Raw genomic sequence first — 21,612 nt, 5'->3', positions numbered from 1 at the left:
AATGTCCAAAACTGCTTTGATTACTGGCGTGACGGGTCAGGACGGCGCTTACTTGGCCAAACTGCTGTTGGAAAAGGGCTATGAGGTTTCTGGGCTGGTCGCCAGACGCAGTAGCGATACGCGCTGGCGCCTGCGCGAGCTGGGCGTTGAGGCCGAGATTCGCTATCTCGAGGGGGACTTGGCTGACGCCTGTTCTATTCAGCGCGCGGTGATCAAGTCCAAGCCGCAGGAGATCTTCAACCTGGGAGCCCAGAGTTTTGTCGGCAGTTCCTGGGATCAGCCGGTCACCACCGGGATAGTGGATGGTCTTGGGGTCACTCATCTGCTCGAAGCGATTCGCCAGTTTTCGCCGGAAACCCGCTTCTATCAGGCTTCAACCAGCGAGATGTTCGGCTTGATCCAGGCCGAACGGCAGGACGAGAACACGCCGTTTTATCCGCGCAGCCCCTACGGCGTGGCCAAGTTGTATGGCCACTGGATCACCGTCAACTACCGCGAGAGCTTCGGCCTGCACGCGTCCAGCGGCATCCTGTTCAACCATGAGTCGCCACTGCGCGGCATCGAGTTCGTCACCCGCAAGGTCACCGATGCGGTGGCCCGGATCAAACTGGGCAAGCAGCGTGAGTTGCGTCTCGGCAACATCGACGCCAAACGCGACTGGGGCTTTGCCGGCGACTACGTCGAGGCCATGTGGTTGATGCTGCAGCAGGAGCAGGCGGACGACTATGTGGTGGCCACCGGCGTCACTACCACCGTACGCGACATGTGCCAGCTGGCCTTCGAGCACGTCGGGCTGAATTACCAAGATTACGTGGTGATCGATCCGCAATTCTTCCGCCCGGCCGAGGTGGAGGTGCTGCTGGGCAACCCGGCCAAGGCCGGGCGCAAGCTGGGCTGGAAGCCGCAGACCAGCCTGGCCAGCCTGATCCAGATGATGGTGGAAGCCGATCTGCGCCGTGTTGGCAAGGAGTGAAGCGGCCATGATCATTCCCGTCATTCTCTCCGGTGGCGCGGGTACCCGCTTGTGGCCGGTATCCCGCGAAGGGCATCCGAAGCCGTTCATGCGCCTGCCGGATGGCCAGTCGCTGCTACTGAAGACCTACCTGCGTGCCGCCGGGCTGATTGCCGAGGGTGGCGAGATCGTCACGGTGACCAACCGCGAGCACTATTTCGAAAGCAAGGAGCATTTCGCCGAAGCCAAACTGACTGGCCGGCGCGCGCGTTTTCTGCTGGAGCCGCAGGGGCGCAACACTGCGCCGGCGATTGCCGTGGCCGCCTTGGCCTTGGCGGCCGAGCAGGGCGAGGATGCGGTGCTGGTGGTGATGGCGGCGGATCACCTGATCCACAACCTGGCGGAGTTCAAAACAGCCACCGAGCATGCGGTAGCCTTGGCCCGTCAGGGTTATCTGGTCACTTACGGTATTCGGCCGAACGCACCGGAGACCGGTTTCGGCTACATCGAAGTCGGGGAGCCACTGGATGAGCTCGGTGGCTGCCAAGTAAAACGCTTCGTCGAAAAGCCCGATAGCGTGACGGCCCAAGAGTACCTCGACAGTGGTCGTTTTCTGTGGAACTCCGGCATGTTCTGCTTTACCGCCGGCAGCCTGATCCGCGAGTTGCAGGAGCATGCTTCGGAGTTGCTCGAGCTAGCCCGCGCCTGTGTGGCACAGAGTCCGCTGCAGGACAGCGCCGCGGTGCAGGTGCAGGAGCTGCACGGCGCGAGCTTCGCCGCATTGCCGGACATTTCCATCGACTATGCGGTGATGGAGCGCTCAGCGAAGGTGGCGGTGGTGCCGGCGGCATTCGACTGGAGCGACATCGGCTCATGGGGCGCCCTGTGCCAACTGGTCGAACCGGATGCCGAGCAGAACCGCGCCCAGGGCGATGCGATTTTCATCGATAGCCGCAACACCTATGTACAAAGCCAGGGCCGCCTGATCGCCACCGTGGGCGTGGACAACCTGATAGTGGTGGAGACTGCCGATGCCGTGCTGGTGGCTCGTGCCGACCGGGTGCAGGAGGTGCGCCAGGTGGCCAAGCGCTTGAAGTCGGAGAACCATGAGGCCTATCGCCTGCACCGCACCGTGTCGCGCCCCTGGGGTACCTACACCGTGCTCGAGGAAGGGCCGCGCTTCAAGATCAAACGCATCGTGGTGAAACCCGGCGCCTCACTGTCGCTGCAGATGCACCATCACCGCAGCGAACACTGGATAGTCGTGCAAGGCATGGCCAAGGTGGTCAACGGTGGTGAACCGCAGCTGGTCAACAGCAACGAGTCAACCTTCATCCCGGCCGGGCACAAGCACCGCCTGGAAAACCCAGGGGTGATCGATCTGGTGATGATCGAGGTGCAGAGTGGCGAATACTTGGGCGAAGACGACATCGTGCGCTTCGAGGATCAATACGGCAGGGTTCTGTAATGGCGGTGGGCATGGCTCGCGCGGTATGGAATTACCGCGGTTTTGTTCTGGGCAGTGTCAAGCGCGAGTTCCAGACGCGTTATCGCAATTCGTTGCTCGGTGCCGCCTGGACGATTCTCAACCCGCTGTCGATGATCATCGTCTACACGGTGATTTTTTCCCAGTTGATGAAAGCCCGGCTGCCCGGCGTGGATAACAGCCTGGCCTATGGTATTTACCTGTGCGCCGGGGTTCTCGCCTGGGGCTTTTTCGCCGAGGTGATTGGCCGCAGTCAGGCGGTATTTCTCGAACACGCTAACCTGATCAAGAAGCTGAGTTTTCCGCGCATCTGCCTGCCGCTGATCGTGGTGCTGAATGCCGGGCTGAACTTCGCCATCATTCTGGCTCTGTTTCTCGGGTTTCTGCTGGTGACGCAGAACTTTCCCGGCTGGGCCGTGCTGGGGGTGATCCCGGTGCTGCTCATCCAGGTCGCCTTCTCCATCGGCCTGGGCATCATTCTCGGTGTGCTCAACGTGTTCTTTCGCGACGTCGGGCAGTTTATCGGCATCTTCCTGCAGTTCTGGTTCTGGCTCACCCCCATCGTGTATCCGTTGTCGATTCTTCCCGAAGGTATTCAACCACTGATCGATGCGAACCCCATGGCCGCGCTGATCGCTGCCTATCAGGGGATTTTTGTCTATGGCCAATGGCCGGACTGGTCGGCACTCTGGCCGACCGCGTTGCTCGCGGTGGTGCTCTGCCTGTTGGGCATGCGCCTGTTCCGCAAGCGCTCCGGTGAAATGGTGGATGAACTCTGATGGGCAGTATTCAGGTTACGCAACTGGGCAAGGCCTACAAACAATACCCCACGCGCTGGTCGCGCCTGGCCGAATGGCTCATCCCCTTCTCGGCGCCCCGGCATCAATTGAAGTGGGTGCTGCAGGACGTCTCTTTCCTCGTCAATCCCGGTGAGGCGCTGGGCATTATCGGGATCAATGGCGCGGGCAAGAGCACGCTGCTGAAGATGATCACCGGCACCACTCAGCCAAATGCTGGGCAGATCCAGATTCAGGGCCGTGTCGCCGCGCTGCTCGAGTTGGGCATGGGCTTTCACCCGGACTTCAGTGGCCGGCAGAATGTCTTTATGGCCGGTCAGTTGCTGGGCCTGAGCATGGAAGAACTGAATGCGTTGATGCCCGAGATCGAGGCCTTTGCCGAGATCGGCGACTATATGGACCATCCGGTGCGCACCTACTCCAGTGGCATGCAGATGCGCCTGGCCTTCAGTGTGGCGACGGCGCGGCGCCCGGATGTGCTGATAGTCGACGAAGCCCTGTCGGTCGGCGATGCCTATTTCCAACACAAGAGCTTCGATCGCATCCGCGAGTTTCGCAAGGCCGGTACCACCTTGCTGATCGTCTCCCATGATAGGCAGGCGATTCAGTCCCTCTGCGATCGGGCCATTTTGCTGGCCCATGGCCGGCTGGCGTTGGAAGGGGCGCCGGAAGAGGTGATGGACTTCTACAGCGCCATGCTGGCCGAAAAGGAACAGCAGACGGTCCGTCAGGAGCGCTTGGACAATGGCAAGATCCGTACCATTTCTGGTACTGGCGAAGCCGGCTTCGCCGATATTGCCTTGCTCAATGCCCAGGGGCAGCGGGTCGAGGTGATTGAAGTCGGCAGCAGCGCGACGCTGGAGGTTACGGTCGAGACCCGGGCGCCGATCAGCCGCCTGGTCCTGGGATTTATGATCAAGGACCGCATGGGGCAGGCGATCTATGGGATCAATACCCACCGCCTGCATCGCGTGCTGGAGAACCTGTCGGCCGGCGAGCGCATCGTTTACCGTTTTGCCTTCCCGGCGAACCTGGGTAAGGGCAACTACTCCATCGCCTTGTCCCTTTCACGCTTTGACTCACATCTGGACACCAACTACGAATGGCGCGACTTCGCCTTGGTGTTCCATGTGATCAACATCAATAAGCCCGACTTCGTCGGCTGTGCCTCGCTCGATGCCAGCCTCAGCATCGAGCGCAATGCGCCAGCGCTTGCAAAAATTACCGAGGAAGGAAGCGTTACATGAGATTGCTGATCGAGTGCACCTATGTCTATGACCATCCTCAGGACAACTCCGGGATTCAGCGTGTGGTGCGCAATATCGTCAATAACCTTGACGGCCTAGCCGTTGAGGCTGTCTGTGTGCCGGTGATTCTGAAAAACGACAAGGTATACAGCGTTACCCAACTGAGTCCCTCCCGAGGAGGGCTGTCCGGCATCCAGACCTGGCTGTCGCGTCAGCATGACCGCCTGGGACGCTGGCGCAACCGGGTCTGGCTGTACTATGCGCAGCGTGAACGCAGGTGGCCGTTCCAGTATTCGCCGCTGCTCAGGTTTTTCCTGCGTCTGGCCTGCAAGGCTTTCAGCTTTTGTCTGGCGGTGCCGCAAAAACTGCTGGCGCACCTGTCGCTGCGCTATGTGGACAAGTCACGTGCCCTTGAACTGGAATGCCAACCGGGCGATGTGCTGGTGCTGCTGGACTCTTCCTGGCATGCCGACTTCTTTCCGGTCGCCGAGCGGTTGCAGAAGGACGGCATCGGTATTGTCTCGGTGATCTATGACCTGATTCCACTGACCCATCCGCAGTTCTGCGATGAAGGTCTGGTGCGGGTCTTCGAGCAGTGGTTCGACTGGATCGCGCGCACCGCCGACGGCTTTATCGCGATCTCGCAGACCATCAGCGATCAAGTCCGCAGCGAGGTGCAGTGGCGCCTGGGTCGCGATGTGGCGGCGCGGCGTTGGTTCGATCATTTTCATCTGGGCAGCGAGCTGGACCAAGTCAATCCACGAGCGGTGGTGCGCCAAAGTGTCCAGCGGATGTGCAAAGGCCGTTCGGTCTATCTGATGGTGAGCACCATCGAGCCGCGGAAAAATCACGTCTACCTGCTCAATGCTTTCGAGCGCTTGTGGGGCGAGGGCAGTGAGGTGGCGCTGTGTTTCGTCGGTAAAGTCGGTTGGAAGACTGAAAAGCTGATCGAGAGGGTCAAGCAGCATCCGCAACTGAACAAATGCCTGTTTATGTTCAACGATCTGAGCGACCGCGAACTGGAATATTGCTACAGCCATTCGCGCGCGCTGGTCTTTCCGTCTTACGTCGAGGGCTTCGGCCTGCCGCTGGTGGAAGCCATGCAGCGTGGTTTGCCGGCCATGGCCAGCGATATTCCGGTGTTCCGCGAAATCGGTGGTGATTCCATGGCCTATTTTGGTTTGTCGGAGCCAGAATCCCTGTGCCGACTGGTGCGAAGTTTCGAAGCTACTGGCAACTTCCCGGCGCAGACCTGTTTGAGTCAGTGGTCCTGGTTGTCCTGGCAAGGTTCTGCCACCCAGTTGATCGAGCGAGTTCAACGTCATACCCAGAAGCGGCAAGAAGTACTTTGTGCTGTCAGACCCGATGTCCATATCGGTCGGCCTTAACGCCGCCATTCTGCGTGCGCCGCGGACCGGCATTGGCCACTATCTGACTGAGCTGGTTGCGGCATTATCGGTCTCGGGTGAACTGGAAGTTAACCTGTTTACTGGTTTTGGCTGGCAGTCTGAGCTGCCAACCGCACCCCTGCCGGGCTATTCGCGCTGGGCCGGGCTGGCCAAGCGTTGGGTGCCGAATGCCTATCGGGTGCGCCGCTGGGTCGAGCAGAAACGCTTCGAGGATGGATTGAGGCGTCAGCCTGTCGATCTCTATCATGAGCCCAGCCTCTGGCCGTTCGAATTTGACGGGCCGATGGTGATGACCCTGCACGATCTGACCCATGTGCACTACCCGTACACTCAGCCAGCCGACCGTTTGGTCGAGATCGAGCGGCATGCTGCGCGTGGTGTGGAACGTGCGCAGCGCATTCTGGTCGACTCGCAGTTCATTGGCGACGAGGTCTGCCGCTATTACGGGGTGCCCGCCGAACGGGTAGTGGTTGCGCCGCTGGGTTGCGCCGCGCGCTTTCATCCGCGCACAGCCGAGCAGTTGGCGCCGCGCTTGCAGGCTCTGGACTTGCGCCCCGGAAACTACCTGTTATGTGTTGGTACCCTGGAGCCGCGCAAGAACCTGCAGTTGGCCCTGCGTGCCTATGAGCGCTTGCCGGCGGCGCTGCGCCAGCAGTACCCGTTGGTGATTGCCGGCATGCCGGGCTGGCGTCCCGAGCAACTGGCCGCCCCCTTGCGGCGTGCGCTGGCCGGCGGGCAAGTGCGCCTGCTGGGCTATCAGGACGATACGAGTCTCGCCGAGCTGCTCGCCGGTGCTCGCCTTTTGCTGTTTCCCTCGCTCTACGAAGGCTTCGGCCTGCCAGTGCTGGAGGCCATGGCCAGCGGCACGCCGGTCATCCTCAGCGGCAGTTCGGCATTGCCGGAGGTGGCTGGCGAAGCCGGGTTTTATATCGATCATCAGGATGATCGCGCTTGTGCTGAAGCCATCCGCCTGCTGATCGAGGATCAGGCGCACTGGCAACGGCTGCGCGAGGCCGGTGTGCTGCGCGCACAAGAGTTTTCCTGGGAACGCTGTGCGGCGATTACCGCGAGTGTGTACAAACAAGCCGTGGGGTGCTGATGCGCGTTTTGCATTTTTTCAAAACCTATCTGCCAGAGTCGGTGGGTGGTATCGAGCAGGTGATCTACCAGCTCTGCCAGAGTGGCGTGGCGCAAGGTATCCACAGTGAGGTACTGACCCTCAGCGCCAATCCTGAACCTCGCGAGGTGATGGTGGCCGATCACAAGGTGCATAGGGCCAAGCTGGATCTGCAGATTGCCTCAACCGGCTTTTCCTTCAGCGTACTCAAACGCTTCCGTGCTCTGGCCGCGCAGGCGGACATCATCAATTATCACTTTCCGTGGCCCTTCATGGATCTGGTGCACTTCACTTCGGGCGTGAACAAGCCGATGGTGGTCACCTATCACTCCGATATCGTCCGCCAGAAGCATCTGCTGCGCCTCTACAGCCCCCTGATGCATCGCTTCCTACGGCGCGCCGACCGTATCGTGGCGGCCTCGCCCAACTACCTGGCAACCAGTGAGGTACTCAAGCACTACCGCAATAAAACCGTGGTGATCCCTTACGGTTTGGATCGCAACAGTTATCCCGCCCCCAGTGCGGAGTGCTCGGCAAGCTGGGAGCAGCGATTCGGTCGGCGCTTCTTCCTGTTCGTTGGCGTTATGCGCTACTACAAGGGTCTGCACATCCTGCTCGAGGCCGCCAAAGGCACCGGTTACCCGATCGTCATAGTCGGCGCCGGCCCGCTGGAACAGGAACTGCGAGAGCAGGCGGCCAGCCTGGGGCTGCACCATGTGCACTTCCTGGGACGCCTGGGGGAGGAGGATAAGATCGCCTTGCTGCAGTTATGCACTGCAGTCCTGTTTCCCTCGCATTTGCGCTCTGAGGCCTTCGGTATTTCCTTGCTGGAAGGCGCGATGTACGGCAAGCCGATGATCTCCAGCGAGATAGGCACCGGCACCAGTTATATCAATATCCACGGCGAAACCGGCCTGGTAGTGCCCCCCAGCAACCCTACAGCCTTCCGCGAGGCCATGCGGACACTCTGGGACAATCCTGAGCAAGCCCGGGCAATGGGCGAGAAGGCGAGCCGGCGCTACGAGCAACTGTTCACGTCTGAGCAGATGGGCCGGCAGATGGCGCATCTGTATCGGGAATTGCTGGGCCGCTAGCCAATGCGCGGATGAGCGCACTGGGCTGAGGCTCCCGACTCAACCACGCGACTTGCGCCAGTCGGCTGCCGGGTTGCGCAACAGCCGGCTGCCAGCCTGCACCACCCAGCAAGCGAGGATAAAGGGTGCGGTCAGCGCGGGCAGGCCCAGGGCCGCAAAGCCCGGTTGCAGGAGCAAGGCCAGCACTATGCCGAGCAAGGGTGCCCAGGGCTGACGGCAGTTTTGGCTCAGGGCGATGGCGGCCAGGGCGGCGTTGTAGCCATAGAGTCCGGCCAAGGCGGTTGGCGTTGGCCAGCCCTGCAGTAACGCCAGACCCAGCCCGGCGGCGGAGCCGAGCAGCGCCCAACAGGCGGCCCGGCGGCTGGCCACGAGCAAGCCGGCGAACAGGATCAGGCCGGCCAACGGCTGGTCGAGAAAGATCACCTGGCCCAGGCCGCGAGCGACGGCGGCGCAGAGAGTCAGCCCGTCGATACTCAGTGCCGGGCTAGCAATTGCAACCGCGGGCGTCAACTGCAGGGGCGCGGCGATTACCAGCAGCAACCAGCTCAGCAGAACAAAGGGCGAGGTGTAGGCGGGTAGCCATTGGCGCTGACGCGAACGCTGCAACAGCGGGTTCAGCAGCATGGCGGAAATCCCGCCGCTAGCGATGATCAACAGCGGCAGCAGTGGCGACCAGGCGAATGTGTAGCAGAGCAACAAACCCAGCAGCACGCCGTTGTAGCTGTACAGCCCGGCCTCGATAGCGTCCTCGGCATAGTGCCGCTGGCGTGCCGTCAGCCCTGCGGCGAACCCCCCGAGCAAGGCGCCGCCGAGCAACTGCGGCGCCGCCACCGCGATGGCCAGCAGAATGAGCAGCCCGCACAGCGGGTGCTGTTGCAGGAAGATCTGGCTACAGCCATTGAGCAGGGCCTTGGACTCGCACAAGGTTCGCGTGGGCAGTGATGGGCGGCGCATATCGGCGGTCGTTGAAGAATCGGCAGTCGTTGAATAAAAAGAGGCGTCAGGTGAGGGAACACCGGACGCCTGGAAACTGGCAAAGCCAGATGGGATCAGCGAATCAGTTCCCTCGCCCGAACAGGGCGAGGGGCTGTTTCAGAACAGGTCCTCAGATCAAGGTCTCGATCCGCAGTGTATTGGTCGTCCCCGGTTGGCCAAAGGGCACACCGGCGGTGATCACCACGGTGTCGCCGCGCTGGGCCATGTTCTGCGCCTGGGCGATTTCCAGCGCGGTGCTGGTGACCTCCTCGACCTGGTGCAGACGCTCGTTGACCACCGAGTAGATGCCCCAGGCCACGGTCAAACGCCGGGCGGTGTGGATATTCGGCGTCAGGCTCAGGATCGGCGCCTTCGGTCGCTCGCGCGAGGCGCGCAAGCTGGAGCTGCCGGACTCGGTGTAGTTGATCAACGCCGCCACCGGCAGAATGCCGCTGATTCGACGGATCGCGCAGCTGATCGCATCGGAGGCGGTAGCCTCGGCCTGCGGGCGGCTGACGTCGAGTTGAGCTTGGAAGTCCGGGCCGTTTTCCACCTGGCGGATGATCTTGCTCATCATGCTCACGGCTTCCTGCGGGTAGTCACCGGAGGCGGTTTCCGCCGACAACATCACCGCGTCGGCGCCTTCGGCCACGGCGTTGGCGACGTCCGTGACCTCGGCGCGGGTCGGCGCCGGCGAGAAACGCATGGATTCGAGCATCTGGGTGGCGACCACCACCGGCTTACCGAGTTGGCGGCAGGTGCGGATGATGTCTTTCTGGATACGCGGCACGTTTTCCGCCGGCACTTCCACGCCCAGGTCGCCACGGGCGACCATGATGGCGTCGCAGAGCTTGGCTATGGCTTCGAGCTGCTCGACGGCCGAGGGCTTCTCGATCTTGGCCATCAGGAAGGCGCGGTCACCGATCAGCTCGCGGGCCTCGAGGATGTCTTGCGGGCGCTGGACGAACGACAGCGCGACCCAATCCACCCCGAGCTGCAGGCCGAAATCCAGGTCGCGGCGGTCCTTCGCGGTCAGCGGGCTGAGTTCCAGCACCGCCTCCGGCACGTTGACGCCTTTGCGGTCGGACAGCTCGCCCCCGGCGATGACCTGGGTATCGATGGCGTCGCCATGCTTGGCGGTCACCTGCAGGCGCAGCTTGCCGTCGTCCAGCAGCAGGTTCATCCCTGGCTGCAGGGCGGCGATGATTTCCGGATGCGGCAGGTTGGCGCGCTGCGCGGTGCCGGGTGTCGGGTCGAGGTCGAGGCGGAAGGCCTGGCCGCGCTCCAGATTGACCTTGCCCTCGGCAAAGCGGCCGACGCGCAGTTTCGGCCCTTGCAGGTCCATCAGGATGCCGATCGGATAGTTCAGCTGGCGTTCCACCTCGCGCACCCAGTTGAAGCGCTCGGCGTGGTCGGCATGTTCGCCGTGGCTGAAATTCAGGCGGAACAGGTTTACGCCGGCTTCCACCAACTGACGGATATCGTCGATGCCCTTGATGGCTGGGCCCAGGGTGGCGAGGATTTTTACTTTCTTATTCGGGGTCATTTGGCAGGGCTCTCCAGTATCAGGATGGCGCGGAAGTCGTTGACGTTGGTACGAGTCGGCCCGGTGACGATCAGTTCGTCGAGGGCGGCGAAGTAGCCATAGCCGTTGTTGTTGTCCAGTTCGTCACTGGCGCTGAGGCCCTGGCGGGCGGCGCGGGCATAACTGTCGGGGGTCATCAGGGCGCCGGCGTTGTCTTCCGAGCCGTCGATGCCATCGGTGTCGCCCGCCAGCGCGTAGACGCCGGGCAGGCCTTTGAGGCTATCGGTCAGGCTCAGCAGAAACTCCGCATTGCGCCCGCCGCGCCCGTTGCCGCGCACGGTGACGGTGGTCTCACCGCCGGAGAGGATCACGCAGGGCGGTTTGAGCGGCTGACCGTGCAGGACTATCTGCCGAGCGATACCGGCGTGGACCTTGGCCACGTCGCGGGATTCGCCTTCCAGATCGCCGAGGATCAGCGGAGTAAGACCGGCCTCCAAGGCTTTCGCCGCGGCAGCGTCGAGCGACTGCTGCGGCGTGGCGATCAGCTGGAAGTGGCTGCGGGCCAGGCACGGATCACCGGGTTTGACCGTTTCCGAGCGTGGGTCTTGCAGCCAGGCGCGGACGTGGGCCGGGATCTCGATGGCGTAGCGGCTGAGGATCGCCAAGGCTTCGACCGAGGTGGTCGGGTCGGCGACGGTCGGGCCGGAGGCGATCACCGTGGCTTCATCGCCCGGCACATCGGAAATCGCGTAGGTGTAGACGCTGGCCGGCCAGCTGGCCTTGGCCAAGCGGCCGCCCTTGATCGCCGAGAGGTGCTTGCGCACGCAGTTCATCTCGCCGATGGTGGCGCCGGATTTCAGCAGGGCCTTGTTGATCGCCTGTTTATCTTGCAGGCTCAAACCGGCCGCCGGCAGGGCGAGCAGGGAAGAGCCGCCACCGGAGAGGAGGAAGATCACCCGGTCGCTTTCGCCGAGGTTGTTGACCAATTGCAGTACGCGTTGGGCGACCGCAAGACCGGCGGCATCCGGCACCGGGTGCGCGGCCTCGACCACTTCGATTTTCTGGCAATTGGCGCCGTGGCCGTAGCGGGTCACCACCAGGCCGGAAATCTCGCCCTGCCACTGCGCCTCGATCACTTCGGCCATGGCCGCCGCCGCTTTCCCGGCGCCTATGACGATGACGCGACCCGTGCGGTCGGCCGGTAGATGGTCGGCCAGCACCTGACGCGGATGGGCGGCGTCGATGGCGGTGGCGAACAGTTCGCGTAGCAGGGACGTTGGATTGAAAGACGGATCGGAAGACATAGCAGGGCTCCTGACTTCTGGTTGTGCTGCTGGGCCGATTGCAGTCCGGAGCCGCCGTGGTGCTAACAGCGGTTCGGGACTGGAATCGACCAACCTGGCAGGTAGGCCGTGACTCCGCCTGCCAGGAGGTCGAAACTTTTACTCCCCTCGCCCCGCAGGGCGAGAGGATCAAGCGCTTACTCTTTGCGGATCGAGAAGTTGGCCATGTGCTCCAACCCTTTGATCAGCGCCGAATGGTCCCAGTTGCTGCCGCCGATGGCCGCGCAGGTGCTGAACACTTGCTGGGCGTTGGCGGTGTTGGGCAGGTTCAGGCCCAGCTCGCGGGCGCCGGCCAAGGCCAGGTTGAGGTCCTTCTGGTGCAGGCTGATGCGGAAGCCCGGGTCGAAGGTGCCTTTGATCATACGCTCGCCGTGCACTTCGAGAATCTTCGAGCCGGCGAAGCCGCCCATCAGCGCTTCACGCACCTTGGCCGGGTCGGCACCGTTCTTCGCGGCGAACAGCAGCGCCTCGGCCACCGCCTGAATGTTCAGGGCGACTATGATCTGGTTGGCCACCTTGGCGGTCTGGCCGTCGCCGTTAGCGCCGACGTGGGTGATGTTCTTGCCCATGGCCTGGAACAGCGGCAGGGCGCGTTCGAAGGCCTGCTCGCTACCACCGACCATGATGCTCAGGGTCGCGGCCTTGGCACCCACTTCACCGCCGGACACCGGGGCGTCGAGGTAGGCGGCGCCGGTGGCCTTGATCTTCTCGGCGAACTGTTTCGTGGCCGTGGGTGAAATTGAGCTCATGTCGATCACCACCTTGCCGGCGGCAGCGCCTTCGGTCACGCCGTCCTGGCGGAACAGCACGTCTTCGACCTGCGGCGTATCCGGCACCATGATGATGATGAATTCGGCTTCCTGCGCCACTTCACGCGGGTTGGCCAGGCCAATGCCCTGGTCGCCGATCAGCTCGGCCGGAGCCTTCTCGAAGTGCTCGGAGAAGAACAGGGTGTGCCCGGCTTTTTGCAGGTTCTGAGCCATGGGCTTGCCCATGATGCCGGTACCGATAAATCCGATTTTAGCCATGAGGGTGCTCCTTAAATGGCGTTATGGGTTTTTAACCAGCCGAGGCCGGCAACGGTGGTGGTAGCCGGCTTGTATTCACAGCCGATCCAGCCCTGGTAGCCGATACGGTCCAGGTGCTCGAAGAGGAAGCGGTAGTTGATCTCGCCAGTGCCCGGCTCGTTGCGGCCCGGGTTGTCGGCCAGTTGGACGTGGTTGATCACCGCCAGGTTGCCTTCCAAGGTGCGGGCCAGGTCGCCTTCCATGATTTGCATGTGGTAGATGTCGTACTGCAGGTACAGATTGCTGCTGCCGACCTTCTCGCGAATGGCCAGCGCCTGCTTGGTGTTGTTCAGGTAGAAGCCGGGAATGTCGCGGGTATTGATGGCTTCCATCACCAGCTTGATGCCGGCGGCTTCGAGCTTGTCGGCGGCGAACTTGAGGTTGTCGACGAAGGTTTGTTCGACGCTCGCGCAGTCGAGGCCTTGCGGACGAATACCGGCCAGGCAGTTGATCTGCTGGTTGCCCAGCACTTTGGCGTAGGCGATAGCCTTATCGACGCCGGCGCGGAACTCGGCAACGCGGTCCGGGTGGCAGGCGATGCCGCGCTCACCCTTGGCCCAATCACCGGCCGGCAGATTGAACAGCACCTGGGTCAGTTTGTTGGCATCCAGGCGCGCCTTGATTTCTTCGGCGCTGAAGTCGTAGGGGAACAGGTATTCGACGCCGCTGAAGCCCGCTTGGGCGGCGGCGGCGAAGCGCTCCAGGAAGTCCACTTCGGTGAACAGCATGGACAGGTTGGCAGCAAAACGGGGCATGGTTGGTTCCTCTGTTTGTCTCCCCTCTCGCGCAAGCGGGAGAGGGGATGGTTCAGCGTCAATCCAGCAGCGAGATGGCAGTCGGCGCATCCGCACCGGTCAGCGCCAGGTCTTCGAACTCGTTGACCGCATTGATCTCGGTGCCCATGGAGATGTTGGTCACGCGCTCCAGGATGATTTCCACCATCACCGGTACCCGGTGCTGTTTCATCAGTTCCTGCGCCTGGCGCAGGGCCGGCTGGATCTCGCTCGGTTCGAACACGCGGATCGCCTTGCAACCCAGACCTTCCACTACCGCGACATGATCGACACCGTAGCCATTCAGCTCCGGCGCGTTGATGTTGTCGAACGCCAGTTGTACGCAGTAATCCATCTCGAAACCGCGTTGCGCCTGACGGATCAGGCCGAGGTAGGAGTTGTTCACCACCACGTGGATGTACGGCAGGTTGAACTGCGCGCCGACGGCCAACTCTTCGATCATGAACTGGAAGTCGTAGTCGCCGGACAGCGCCACCACGTTGCGGGTCGGATCGGCCTTGACCACGCCCAGCGCCGCCGGAATGGTCCAGCCCAGCGGGCCGGCCTGACCACAGTTGATCCAGTGGCGCGGCTTGTAGACGTGCAAGAACTGCGCGCCGGCAATCTGCGACAGGCCGATGGTGCTGACGTAGCAGGTGTCCTTGCCGAACACCTCGTTCATTTCTTCGTAGACGCGCTGTGGCTTGACCGGCACGTTGTCGAAGTGGGTCTTGCGCTGCAGGCTGCGCTTGCGCTGCTGGCAGGCATCCAGCCAGGCGCTGCGGTTCTTCAGCTTGCCGGCGGCTTGCCACTCGCGAGCGACGGTGATGAACATGTCCAGGGCGGCGCCGGCATCGGAAACGATACCCAGATCCGGGTTGAACACGCGGCCAATTTGGGTCGGCTCGATGTCGACGTGGATAAAGCGCCGGCCGGCGGTGTAAACCTCAACCGAACCGGTGTGGCGGTTGGCCCAACGGTTGCCGATGCCGAGTACCAGATCGGACTCCAGCATGGTGGCGTTGCCGTAGCGATGCGAGGTCTGCAGGCCAACCATGCCGACCATCAGGCTGTGGTCATCCGGGATGGAGCCCCAACCCATCAGGGTCGGTACTACCGGTACGCCGACCAGTTCGGCGAACTCAACCAGCTTGGCGCTGGCGTCGGCGTTGATCACGCCGCCACCGGAAACGATCAGCGGGCGCTCGGCCTCGTTGAGCATCGCCAGGGCTTTTTCGATCTGGGTGCGGTTAGCGGCAGGCTTGGCCAGCGGCAACGGCTGGTAGGCGTCGATATCGAACTCGATCTCGGCCATCTGTACGTCGAACGGCAGGTCGATCAGCACCGGGCCTGGGCGGCCGCTGCGCATTTCGTAGAAGGCCTTCTGGAAGGCGTAAGGCACCTGGCCCGGCTCCATGACGGTGGTCGCCCACTTGGTCACCGGCTTAACGATGCTGGTGATGTCGACCGCCTGGAAATCTTCCTTGTGCATCCGCGCACGCGGCGCCTGGCCGGTGATGCACAGGATCGGGATCGAATCGGCGGAAGCGCTGTAAAGGCCGGTGACCATGTCGGTGCCGGCTGGGCCGGAGGTGCCGATGCACACGCCGATATTGCCGGCTTTGGTGCGGGTGTAGCCCTCGGCCATGTGCGAGGCGCCTTCAACGTGACGGGCCAGGACGTGGTCGATGCCGCCGACTTTTTTCAGCGACGAATACAGGGGGTTGATAGCGGCGCCGGGGATACCAAACGCGGTGTCAACGCCTTCGCGGCGCATTACGAGGACGGCAGCCTCGATTGCTCTCATTCTGGCCATTCTGTTGTGCCTCTTTTGTTCTTAAATTGTATACAACTTACGGTGTTGGATTCTATTCAGCTCATGACTTTGCGGTCAACATTTTTTCTCTGGCAAAGCGCTGCAGCGAAAAATCTTTTGAAACAGCCGTTTGAGCGGGCGCGCGGCAGGCGCATGGGCTGTGGCTTGAAGTTGTGTATACAAAATGCTTTTAGATTGTATCTGTCTATTGCGTTTTTTGTTTTCGGTGGGATATTTGCTTCGAGCTTTTGATTGCGTCCGTTCGGCTCGGCCCGCTTTTCCGGGCAGCCGTGCGCAGTGGCAGCTGTCCTGCTTGGCAGCACCGGCGGGCGCGTTTCTTTCCGATTTCTCACTAGCAAAAGAAGGGCTGAACATGAGCGCTTTAACACTGGAAACCGCGACCAGCATCACCAATCAAGCGCTGGCGGCCGGTCGTGCCATCTCCGCCGCGCCGCTGACCATTGCGGTGCTGGACGCGGGCGGCCACCTGATCACGCTGCTGCGCGAGGACGGCGCGAGCATGCTGCGCCCGCAAATCGCCATCGGCAAAGCTTGGGGCGCCGTGGCGCTGGGCAAGGCCTCACGGCTGATCGCCAATGACGCGCAGCAGCGCCCGAGCTTTATTTCGGCGGTCAACACCTTGGCGCAGGGCAACCTGATCCCGGCGCCAGGTGGCGTGCTGATCCGCAATGCGGAAAACGCGGTGATCGGTGCCATCGGCATCAGCGGCGACACCTCCGACATCGACGAACAATGCGCGATCAATGGGGTGCTGGCGGTTGGCCTGGTGGCGGATGCGGGCTAGAGCCATAGCCTGTGGAGCGGCTTTAGCCATATGGCGGCGATGAAGTCCGCTCGCTCGCGGGACATTCTTTAGCGAAGGAGAAGGGTGAGTTAGCCGGTGACTTTAACTGCCGGCTTTTCGCTGCTTTCGTCGATCTCGCAGCCCTTGATCACCAGGCGAATGACGGTCTCGGCAGCCGCTTCGTAATCGGCATCGTCGAGGCTGGCTTTGCCGGTGACGGTGGAGATTTGCCAGTCGAAGTCCGCGTAGGTCTGGGTCGCCGCCCAGATGCTGAACAGCAAATGGTTGGGGTCGACTTTGGCCATCAAGCCCTGATCGATCCACGCCTGGATGCAGCTGATGTTGTGCTTGGCCTGCCCGTTGAGCTGTGCGGTTTGTTCTGCCGACAGGTGCGGCGCGCCGTGCATGATCTCGCTGGCGAACACCTTGGAGGCGTAAGCCAGATCGCGGGAGATGCGAATCTTCGAGCGGATATAGGCCGTCAACACCTCAGCCGGCTGACCGCCTTCGTTGAACGGCGCGGAGGCCTGCAATAGCGGTTCGATGATGCTTTCCAGCACCTCGCGGTAGAGGTTCTCTTTCGACCTGAAGTAGTAATAAACGTTGGGCTTGGGCAGCCCCGCCTTGGCGGCGATATCGCTGGTCTTGGTCGCGGCAAAGCCTTTGTCGGCGAACTCTTCACTGGCCGCGCGCAGAATTAACTCTTTATTGCGCTCGCGAATGCTGGTCATTTAACGACTCTTTTGCTGTGTACACCGCGCAGAGGAGGGGGGACGGGCGGTCGGGCATGGTAGCACCGGCCTCGCGCGAGGCTCAAGCCAACGGCGCCGTGCTTGCCTGGGGTTTCCTGCACAGAGAGACGGCAGGAAATGTGGGCGAAACTTTTTGTATACGCGCTGGGGGTTTTCTGGTTACATTCCTGACCAGTCGGTCAATAACAATAACGTCTCGGCGCCTTGAGCACTAGGAGACCCGCCTTGCCCAACACCCAGTTGGTCGACCCCTTCGGTCGGCGTATTACCTACCTGCGTCTGTCGGTCACCGACCGCTGCGACTTTCGCTGCACCTACTGCATGAGCGAAGACATGGTCTTCGCCCCTCGCGAACAGATCCTCAGCCTGGAAGAGCTCTATACCGTGGCCGATGCCTTTATCGGTCTCGGGGTTAAACGCATCCGCATTACCGGCGGTGAGCCGCTGGTGCGCAAAGGGCTGCTCGGCCTGCTTGAGCGCTTGGGCGCACGGCCCGAACTGGAAGACCTGGCGATCACCAGCAACGGCTCACAGCTCTACCAGATGGCGCCGCAACTGCGCGCCGCCGGCGTCAAACGCCTGAATATCAGCCTCGATTCCCTGCAGCGCGAACGTTTTGCCGCCTTCACCCGGCGCGACAAGCTCGAGCAAGTGCTGGCCGGCATCGAAGCGGCGCGGGCGGCAGGTTTTAGCCGGATCAAACTGAACAGCGTGGTGCAGAAAGGTCGCAACGATGACGAAGTGCTCGATCTGGTCGAGTTCGCCGTCGAGCGCGGGCTGGATATCAGCTTTATCGAAGAGATGCCGCTGGGCAGCATCTCCAGCCACAAGCGCGAAGAGACCTTCTGCTCCAGTGCCGAGGTGCGCGAGCGCATCGAGCAAGGCTACGCGCTGGTGCGCAGCAGCCGCGTCACCGGCGGGCCATCGCGCTACTGGCAGGTGGTCGGCAGCGAGACTCGGGTCGGCTTCATCTCCCCGCACAGCCATAACTTTTGCGGCGACTGCAATCGCGTGCGGGTGACCGCCGAGGGCAAGCTGGTGCTCTGCCTCGGCCATGAAGGTGCCCTCGATCTAAAAGCCCTGCTGCGCGCCCACCCGGGCGATAGCCAGCGCCTGCGCGAAGCCCTGCAAAACGCCCTGCAACTCAAGCCGGAGCGCCATCACTTCCAGGTTGAAGAGCAAGTGCAGGTCTTGAGGTTTATGAGCATGACCGGCGGCTAAGCCGCATCGAAAAATTCCCCGGCCACGCACGCGCGCGGCTACTTATCTCTGTTCGAGTCAATCGAAGCCACTAACCAGGAGGTTTGTTGTGAAGCCTAAGCTCGTCTGCAGTCTGTTAGCCGTTCTGCTCTCCACCAGCGCCCAGGCGCAAACCTATGTGGTTGGCGTGGAAAACCTGGCCTTCTTGCCGCACTACAGCACCGATAAGCAGGGTAACTACGAGGGTTTCGGCCGCGAAGTGCTCGACCTGTTCGCGGCCAAAAGCGGTGTGCAACTGGAGTACAAAGCGCTGCCTGTCGAGCGCCTGCTACCCGCGCTGCTGCAAGGCGAGGTGGACGTCAAATACCCGGACAACCCCAACTGGGCGCAGTCGCAAAAAGCTGGCAAGGGCTTGAGCTACAGCCAGGGCGTGGTCAATTACGTCGACGGCGTGCTGGTCGCCCCGCAACAGCAGGGCCGAGGCCTGGAACAGCTGAAACGCCTGGCGGTGGTGAATGGTTGGACGCCTTGGGCCTACCAGGAGCGCATCGCCGCGCAGCAGATCCAGCTGTTCCAGGGCGCCGACCTGCAACAGATGATCAAGCAAGCGCTGAAGCAAGACGCCGACGGCGCCTACTTCAACGTGGTGGTCGCCACCTACTATCTCGACAATATCCGCGCCCGCCCGGGCGCCCTGGTGTTCGACCCGAAACTGCCCTACACCCGCAGCACCTTTAACCTCTCGACGGTTAAACACCCCGAACTGATTCAGCGTTTCGACCAGTTCCTGGTGGAACAGCACGCCGAAATTGCCGCGCTTAAAGCCAAATACCAAGTCGAGGCCAATCTCGATTCGGAATTTATCGGCATGGAGCAGTGGAAGGTCGACTTCCTCAAACGCCAGAAGGCCAAAGAGGCGGCGGGTCTCTGACCACTTCCTTCTCCTCCTCGGAGCGAGCTTGCGACCCACATGGATGTGGGAAGTGCAGTCAGCCGTAGGCGACTCCATGGACGGAGGCGGTAGGAAAAACGCCGGGAGCGTTTTCGAAAACGGCTGCTGCCTCGCGAACCTCCCCGACGATTAGCCGGCTGTTTTCATCCGGCTAACGGAGAAACCGGCCGGAGATTGTTGTCGTATTGCTCGGCAGGCTAACCGTTGTCCTCAAGACGCTGAAACGGTGGGCTAGGGGCAAGCTCGGCCTGCCTTGCGGCGTCTTTTATTGCGGAGGTGGTGAGATGAGCATGAAGCCCATGCTTGGCATGTGGGTAGTGGCTGCGATTGGCTCAGACATGCTGACTCCAGCGTTAGCCGATCACTGGCGAGGCGGACGCGAGGGCGGTGAGTGGAAGGACGAGTTCTGGGAGGGCCCGTGCAAGGTAAAACTCGAGTCCCACGACGATGAATACAAGGAAGAGATCAAGTGCCCGAACGGTCGCGGCGCCCGCTGGCGCCGTGGCGAGTGGAAAGACGAGTTCTGGGAGGGCGCCTGCAAGGTCAAGATCGAGGCCAAGCGCGATGAGTACAAGAAAGAAGTCAAGTGTGAGCGCGATGACGATGATTGATCGGTTGTTCGGGCGGCGCTGAAAACGGCGATCTCGGCGCTACCGCTTTTATCTCTCTGTTGGAACGATCTCTGCTAGCAAGGTAATACCCCCTGCCGGGCCGGCCAGTAGCCGGTCAGCCCGTTCTCCATGCTCACTCCCCGATACTGCTCAACACTTCCGGCCAGCCTACTTTGGTGGGCTGGCCTTTTGCTATTGGCGCTGGTAGGTTCGCTCGCAACCTGCGAAAGGAATCGCCCCGCAGGCACGGAGACTTGTCTCGCGCTGTCGCGTTCGCTCTTCATTTCTCTTCCAGCTGTCTCAACCCGCCTGGTCAATCCGAATGAGCTCATCTTCCCCCGTTGTCTTTATTCACGGACTCATGGGTACGCTTCAGGTTCCCAACCTAGTGCAGTTCTTCGGACCCGGTAGAGCTCTTGCTCCAGATCTTCTCGGCTACGGCTCTCTGCGCGAGGTGCCTCCGAGCGACCTGAGCGTTTCCGCGCAACTCGCCCACTTGCGCGAAACCATCGAAAGGAACTTCGGGGTCGAACCCGTGCACTTGGTCGGGCACTCCATTGGCGGCGCGATAGCTGCACTTTACGCGCACTCATTCAAGGACCGGGTAAACAGTCTCGTTAGCGTGGAAGGCAACTTCACACTGAGGGATGCGTTCTGGTCATCCTCAGTGGCACGGATGTCGCCGACGGAGGCCGATCAAATGCTCGATGGTTTCCGCCAAGACCCCAAGGCGTGGCTCGCTCGCTCAGGAATAGCAGCGGAACCCCACTTTCTGGACGTCGGAATCCGTTGGTTGTCCCAGCAACCGGCCTCAACGGTACGTGCGATGGCGCAATCGGTCGTCGAGGAGACGGGCTCAGCCGACTATCTCGCAAAGCTCCGCACCGTCTTCTCTCAGCATCGAGTTCATCTTGTAGCCGGTGAGCGTTCGTGCTCGGGCTGGGATGTTCAAGACTGGGCCCTTCTTGAGGCGGCGAGCTTCACCGTGATTCCTCACACTGGGCATATGATGATGCTCGAGAATCCTAGCGGCTTTGCTACCACGGTAAAGAAATTGCTCCAAGAAACCTAACCCTTCCATCGAGGGGAGGCGCCCCGGCAAGCCGGTTCACGCCTCTCATGTCCGACGAGGTGTCGGTCGGTTGAGCAGACGCAGAGCCTCTTGGGCTGCGTACCCACGCCGGAGCGTGGGGTACGATGGAAGTCTTGAATTAATCATCGGGTACCCAACCATGTCCTCCAGTACAACCCCCGTTTTCGGCGTCGGCGATGCGTCTTTCCTGGCGGCCGGCGGTATCGAAGGTATCAACAGGTTGGTCGACGATTTTTATCGAATCATGGATGAAGCAAGCGACGTCGCCAGCGTCAGGCAAATGCACGGCACGAGCCTGGATCTGGCCCGCAATAAGCTGGCGAGTTTCTTGTGTGGTTGGCTGGGCGGGCCGCGACTGTATGCGGAGAACTACGGGGCCATCAATATTCCGCAGTTCCATGCGCGTTGGCCGATTGGCGAGGGGGAGCGCGATGCGTGGTTGCTCTGTATGCAAAGAGCCATCGCCCGGCAGCCATACTCGCCGGAGTTTGCCCAGTATTTGCTGGCGCAGTTGCGGGTGCCGGCTGAGCGTATAGTGCAAGCGAGCGGTATCTTGCATGGCCGCAAAGAGTCTTAAGCCTTTGCAGCGTTTGCTGGT

The 21,612-nt window shown here is 61.7% G+C and carries 20 protein-coding genes; 13 read left to right on the top strand and 7 right to left on the bottom strand.

Annotation, left to right across the window (positions count from 1 at the left end):
- The first annotated feature begins 1 nt into the window (after position 1).
- The 7 genes from gmd to FFS13_RS01475 are packed head-to-tail and all read left to right on the top strand — an operon-like array spanning position 2 to position 8,102.
- Positions 2-973, top strand: coding sequence for a GDP-mannose 4,6-dehydratase (gene gmd, locus FFS13_RS01505; RefSeq protein ID WP_137817357.1), 972 nt, complete (start codon positions 2-4; stop codon positions 971-973).
- A 7-nt stretch (positions 974-980) separates the two neighbouring features.
- The gene (locus tag FFS13_RS01500; protein ID WP_137817356.1) at positions 981-2,420 is read left to right on the top strand and encodes a mannose-1-phosphate guanylyltransferase/mannose-6-phosphate isomerase; all 1,440 of its coding nucleotides are present in this window, start codon (positions 981-983) and stop codon (positions 2,418-2,420) included.
- The gene (locus tag FFS13_RS01495; protein WP_137817355.1) at positions 2,420-3,217 is read left to right on the top strand and encodes an ABC transporter permease; all 798 of its coding nucleotides are present in this window, start codon (positions 2,420-2,422) and stop codon (positions 3,215-3,217) included. Before FFS13_RS01500 ends, FFS13_RS01495 begins: the two co-directional genes overlap by 1 nt.
- Complete coding sequence (locus tag FFS13_RS01490; protein ID WP_137817354.1) at positions 3,217-4,482, top strand: ABC transporter ATP-binding protein; 1,266 nt, start codon at positions 3,217-3,219, stop codon at positions 4,480-4,482. The genes FFS13_RS01495 and FFS13_RS01490 overlap by 1 nt, the downstream gene beginning before the upstream one ends.
- The gene (locus tag FFS13_RS01485; RefSeq protein WP_137817353.1) at positions 4,479-5,870 is read left to right on the top strand and encodes a glycosyltransferase family 1 protein; all 1,392 of its coding nucleotides are present in this window, start codon (positions 4,479-4,481) and stop codon (positions 5,868-5,870) included. The genes FFS13_RS01490 and FFS13_RS01485 overlap by 4 nt, the downstream gene beginning before the upstream one ends.
- Positions 5,854-6,990 (top strand): glycosyltransferase family 1 protein, encoded by a 1,137-nt coding sequence (locus tag FFS13_RS01480; RefSeq protein ID WP_137817422.1) that lies wholly within the window; start codon positions 5,854-5,856, stop codon positions 6,988-6,990. The genes FFS13_RS01485 and FFS13_RS01480 overlap by 17 nt, the downstream gene beginning before the upstream one ends.
- Positions 6,990-8,102, top strand: coding sequence for a glycosyltransferase family 4 protein (locus tag FFS13_RS01475; RefSeq protein WP_137817352.1), 1,113 nt, complete (start codon positions 6,990-6,992; stop codon positions 8,100-8,102). The genes FFS13_RS01480 and FFS13_RS01475 overlap by 1 nt, the downstream gene beginning before the upstream one ends.
- A 39-nt stretch (positions 8,103-8,141) precedes the next feature.
- Here FFS13_RS01475 and FFS13_RS01470 read toward each other — a convergent pair whose 3' ends face one another.
- The 6 genes from FFS13_RS01470 to gcl form a co-directional block, all read right to left on the bottom strand.
- Complete coding sequence (locus FFS13_RS01470; protein WP_137817351.1) at positions 8,142-9,056, bottom strand: urea transporter; 915 nt, start codon at positions 9,054-9,056, stop codon at positions 8,142-8,144.
- Positions 9,057-9,207: 151 nt separating this feature from the next.
- Positions 9,208-10,623 (bottom strand): pyruvate kinase, encoded by a 1,416-nt coding sequence (gene pyk / locus FFS13_RS01465; RefSeq protein WP_137817350.1) that lies wholly within the window; start codon positions 10,621-10,623, stop codon positions 9,208-9,210.
- A complete protein-coding gene (locus FFS13_RS01460; protein WP_137817349.1) occupies positions 10,620-11,906 on the bottom strand; it encodes a glycerate kinase in 1,287 nt (428 codons plus the stop codon). Before FFS13_RS01460 ends, pyk begins: the two co-directional genes overlap by 4 nt.
- A 176-nt stretch (positions 11,907-12,082) precedes the next feature.
- Positions 12,083-12,973 carry a 2-hydroxy-3-oxopropionate reductase gene (locus FFS13_RS01455; protein WP_137817348.1) on the bottom strand — a complete coding sequence of 297 codons (891 nt, stop codon included), beginning with the start codon at positions 12,971-12,973 and terminating at the stop codon, positions 12,083-12,085.
- A gap of 11 nt (positions 12,974-12,984) precedes the next feature.
- Positions 12,985-13,767 carry a hydroxypyruvate isomerase gene (hyi, locus tag FFS13_RS01450; protein ID WP_137817347.1) on the bottom strand — a complete coding sequence of 261 codons (783 nt, stop codon included), beginning with the start codon at positions 13,765-13,767 and terminating at the stop codon, positions 12,985-12,987.
- Between the two features lie 58 nt (positions 13,768-13,825).
- Positions 13,826-15,601: a glyoxylate carboligase gene (gene gcl, locus FFS13_RS01445; RefSeq protein WP_137817346.1), complete on the bottom strand. Its 1,776-nt coding sequence runs from the start codon at positions 15,599-15,601 to the stop codon at positions 13,826-13,828.
- Between the two features lie 373 nt (positions 15,602-15,974).
- Here gcl and FFS13_RS01440 point away from each other — a divergent pair, with 373 nt between their 5' ends.
- Complete coding sequence (locus FFS13_RS01440) at positions 15,975-16,406, top strand: heme-binding protein (protein ID WP_137817345.1); 432 nt, start codon at positions 15,975-15,977, stop codon at positions 16,404-16,406.
- An 89-nt stretch (positions 16,407-16,495) separates the two neighbouring features.
- On the opposite strand, the gene FFS13_RS01435 is transcribed toward FFS13_RS01440, so the two are convergent.
- The gene (locus tag FFS13_RS01435; protein WP_137817344.1) at positions 16,496-17,137 is read right to left on the bottom strand and encodes a TetR/AcrR family transcriptional regulator; all 642 of its coding nucleotides are present in this window, start codon (positions 17,135-17,137) and stop codon (positions 16,496-16,498) included.
- Positions 17,138-17,383: 246 nt separating this feature from the next.
- Between FFS13_RS01435 and moaA the strand changes: the two genes are divergently transcribed.
- From moaA to FFS13_RS01410, 5 genes are all read left to right on the top strand, one after another.
- On the top strand, positions 17,384-18,379 hold the full coding sequence (gene moaA, locus FFS13_RS01430; protein WP_137817343.1) for a GTP 3',8-cyclase MoaA: 996 nt from the start codon (positions 17,384-17,386) through the stop codon (positions 18,377-18,379).
- 88 nt (positions 18,380-18,467) lie between these two features.
- The gene (locus FFS13_RS01425; protein ID WP_137817342.1) at positions 18,468-19,289 is read left to right on the top strand and encodes an ABC transporter substrate-binding protein; all 822 of its coding nucleotides are present in this window, start codon (positions 18,468-18,470) and stop codon (positions 19,287-19,289) included.
- Positions 19,290-19,594: 305 nt separating this feature from the next.
- Positions 19,595-19,921: a hypothetical protein gene (locus FFS13_RS01420; protein WP_137817341.1), complete on the top strand. Its 327-nt coding sequence runs from the start codon at positions 19,595-19,597 to the stop codon at positions 19,919-19,921.
- 322 nt (positions 19,922-20,243) lie between these two features.
- Positions 20,244-20,993, top strand: coding sequence for an alpha/beta fold hydrolase (locus FFS13_RS01415; RefSeq protein ID WP_137817340.1), 750 nt, complete (start codon positions 20,244-20,246; stop codon positions 20,991-20,993).
- 160 nt (positions 20,994-21,153) lie between these two features.
- Positions 21,154-21,591, top strand: a complete 438-nt coding sequence (locus FFS13_RS01410; RefSeq protein WP_137817339.1) for a group II truncated hemoglobin — start codon at positions 21,154-21,156, stop codon at positions 21,589-21,591.
- The last annotated feature ends 21 nt before the right edge of the window (positions 21,592-21,612 follow it).

The sequence above is a fragment of the Pseudomonas sp. 2FG genome, from assembly GCF_005502935.1.
Taxonomy (GTDB): domain Bacteria; phylum Pseudomonadota; class Gammaproteobacteria; order Pseudomonadales; family Pseudomonadaceae; genus Aquipseudomonas.
Note: the sequence above shows the minus strand (reverse complement) of the source record. Positions and strands in the feature narration are given on the sequence as shown.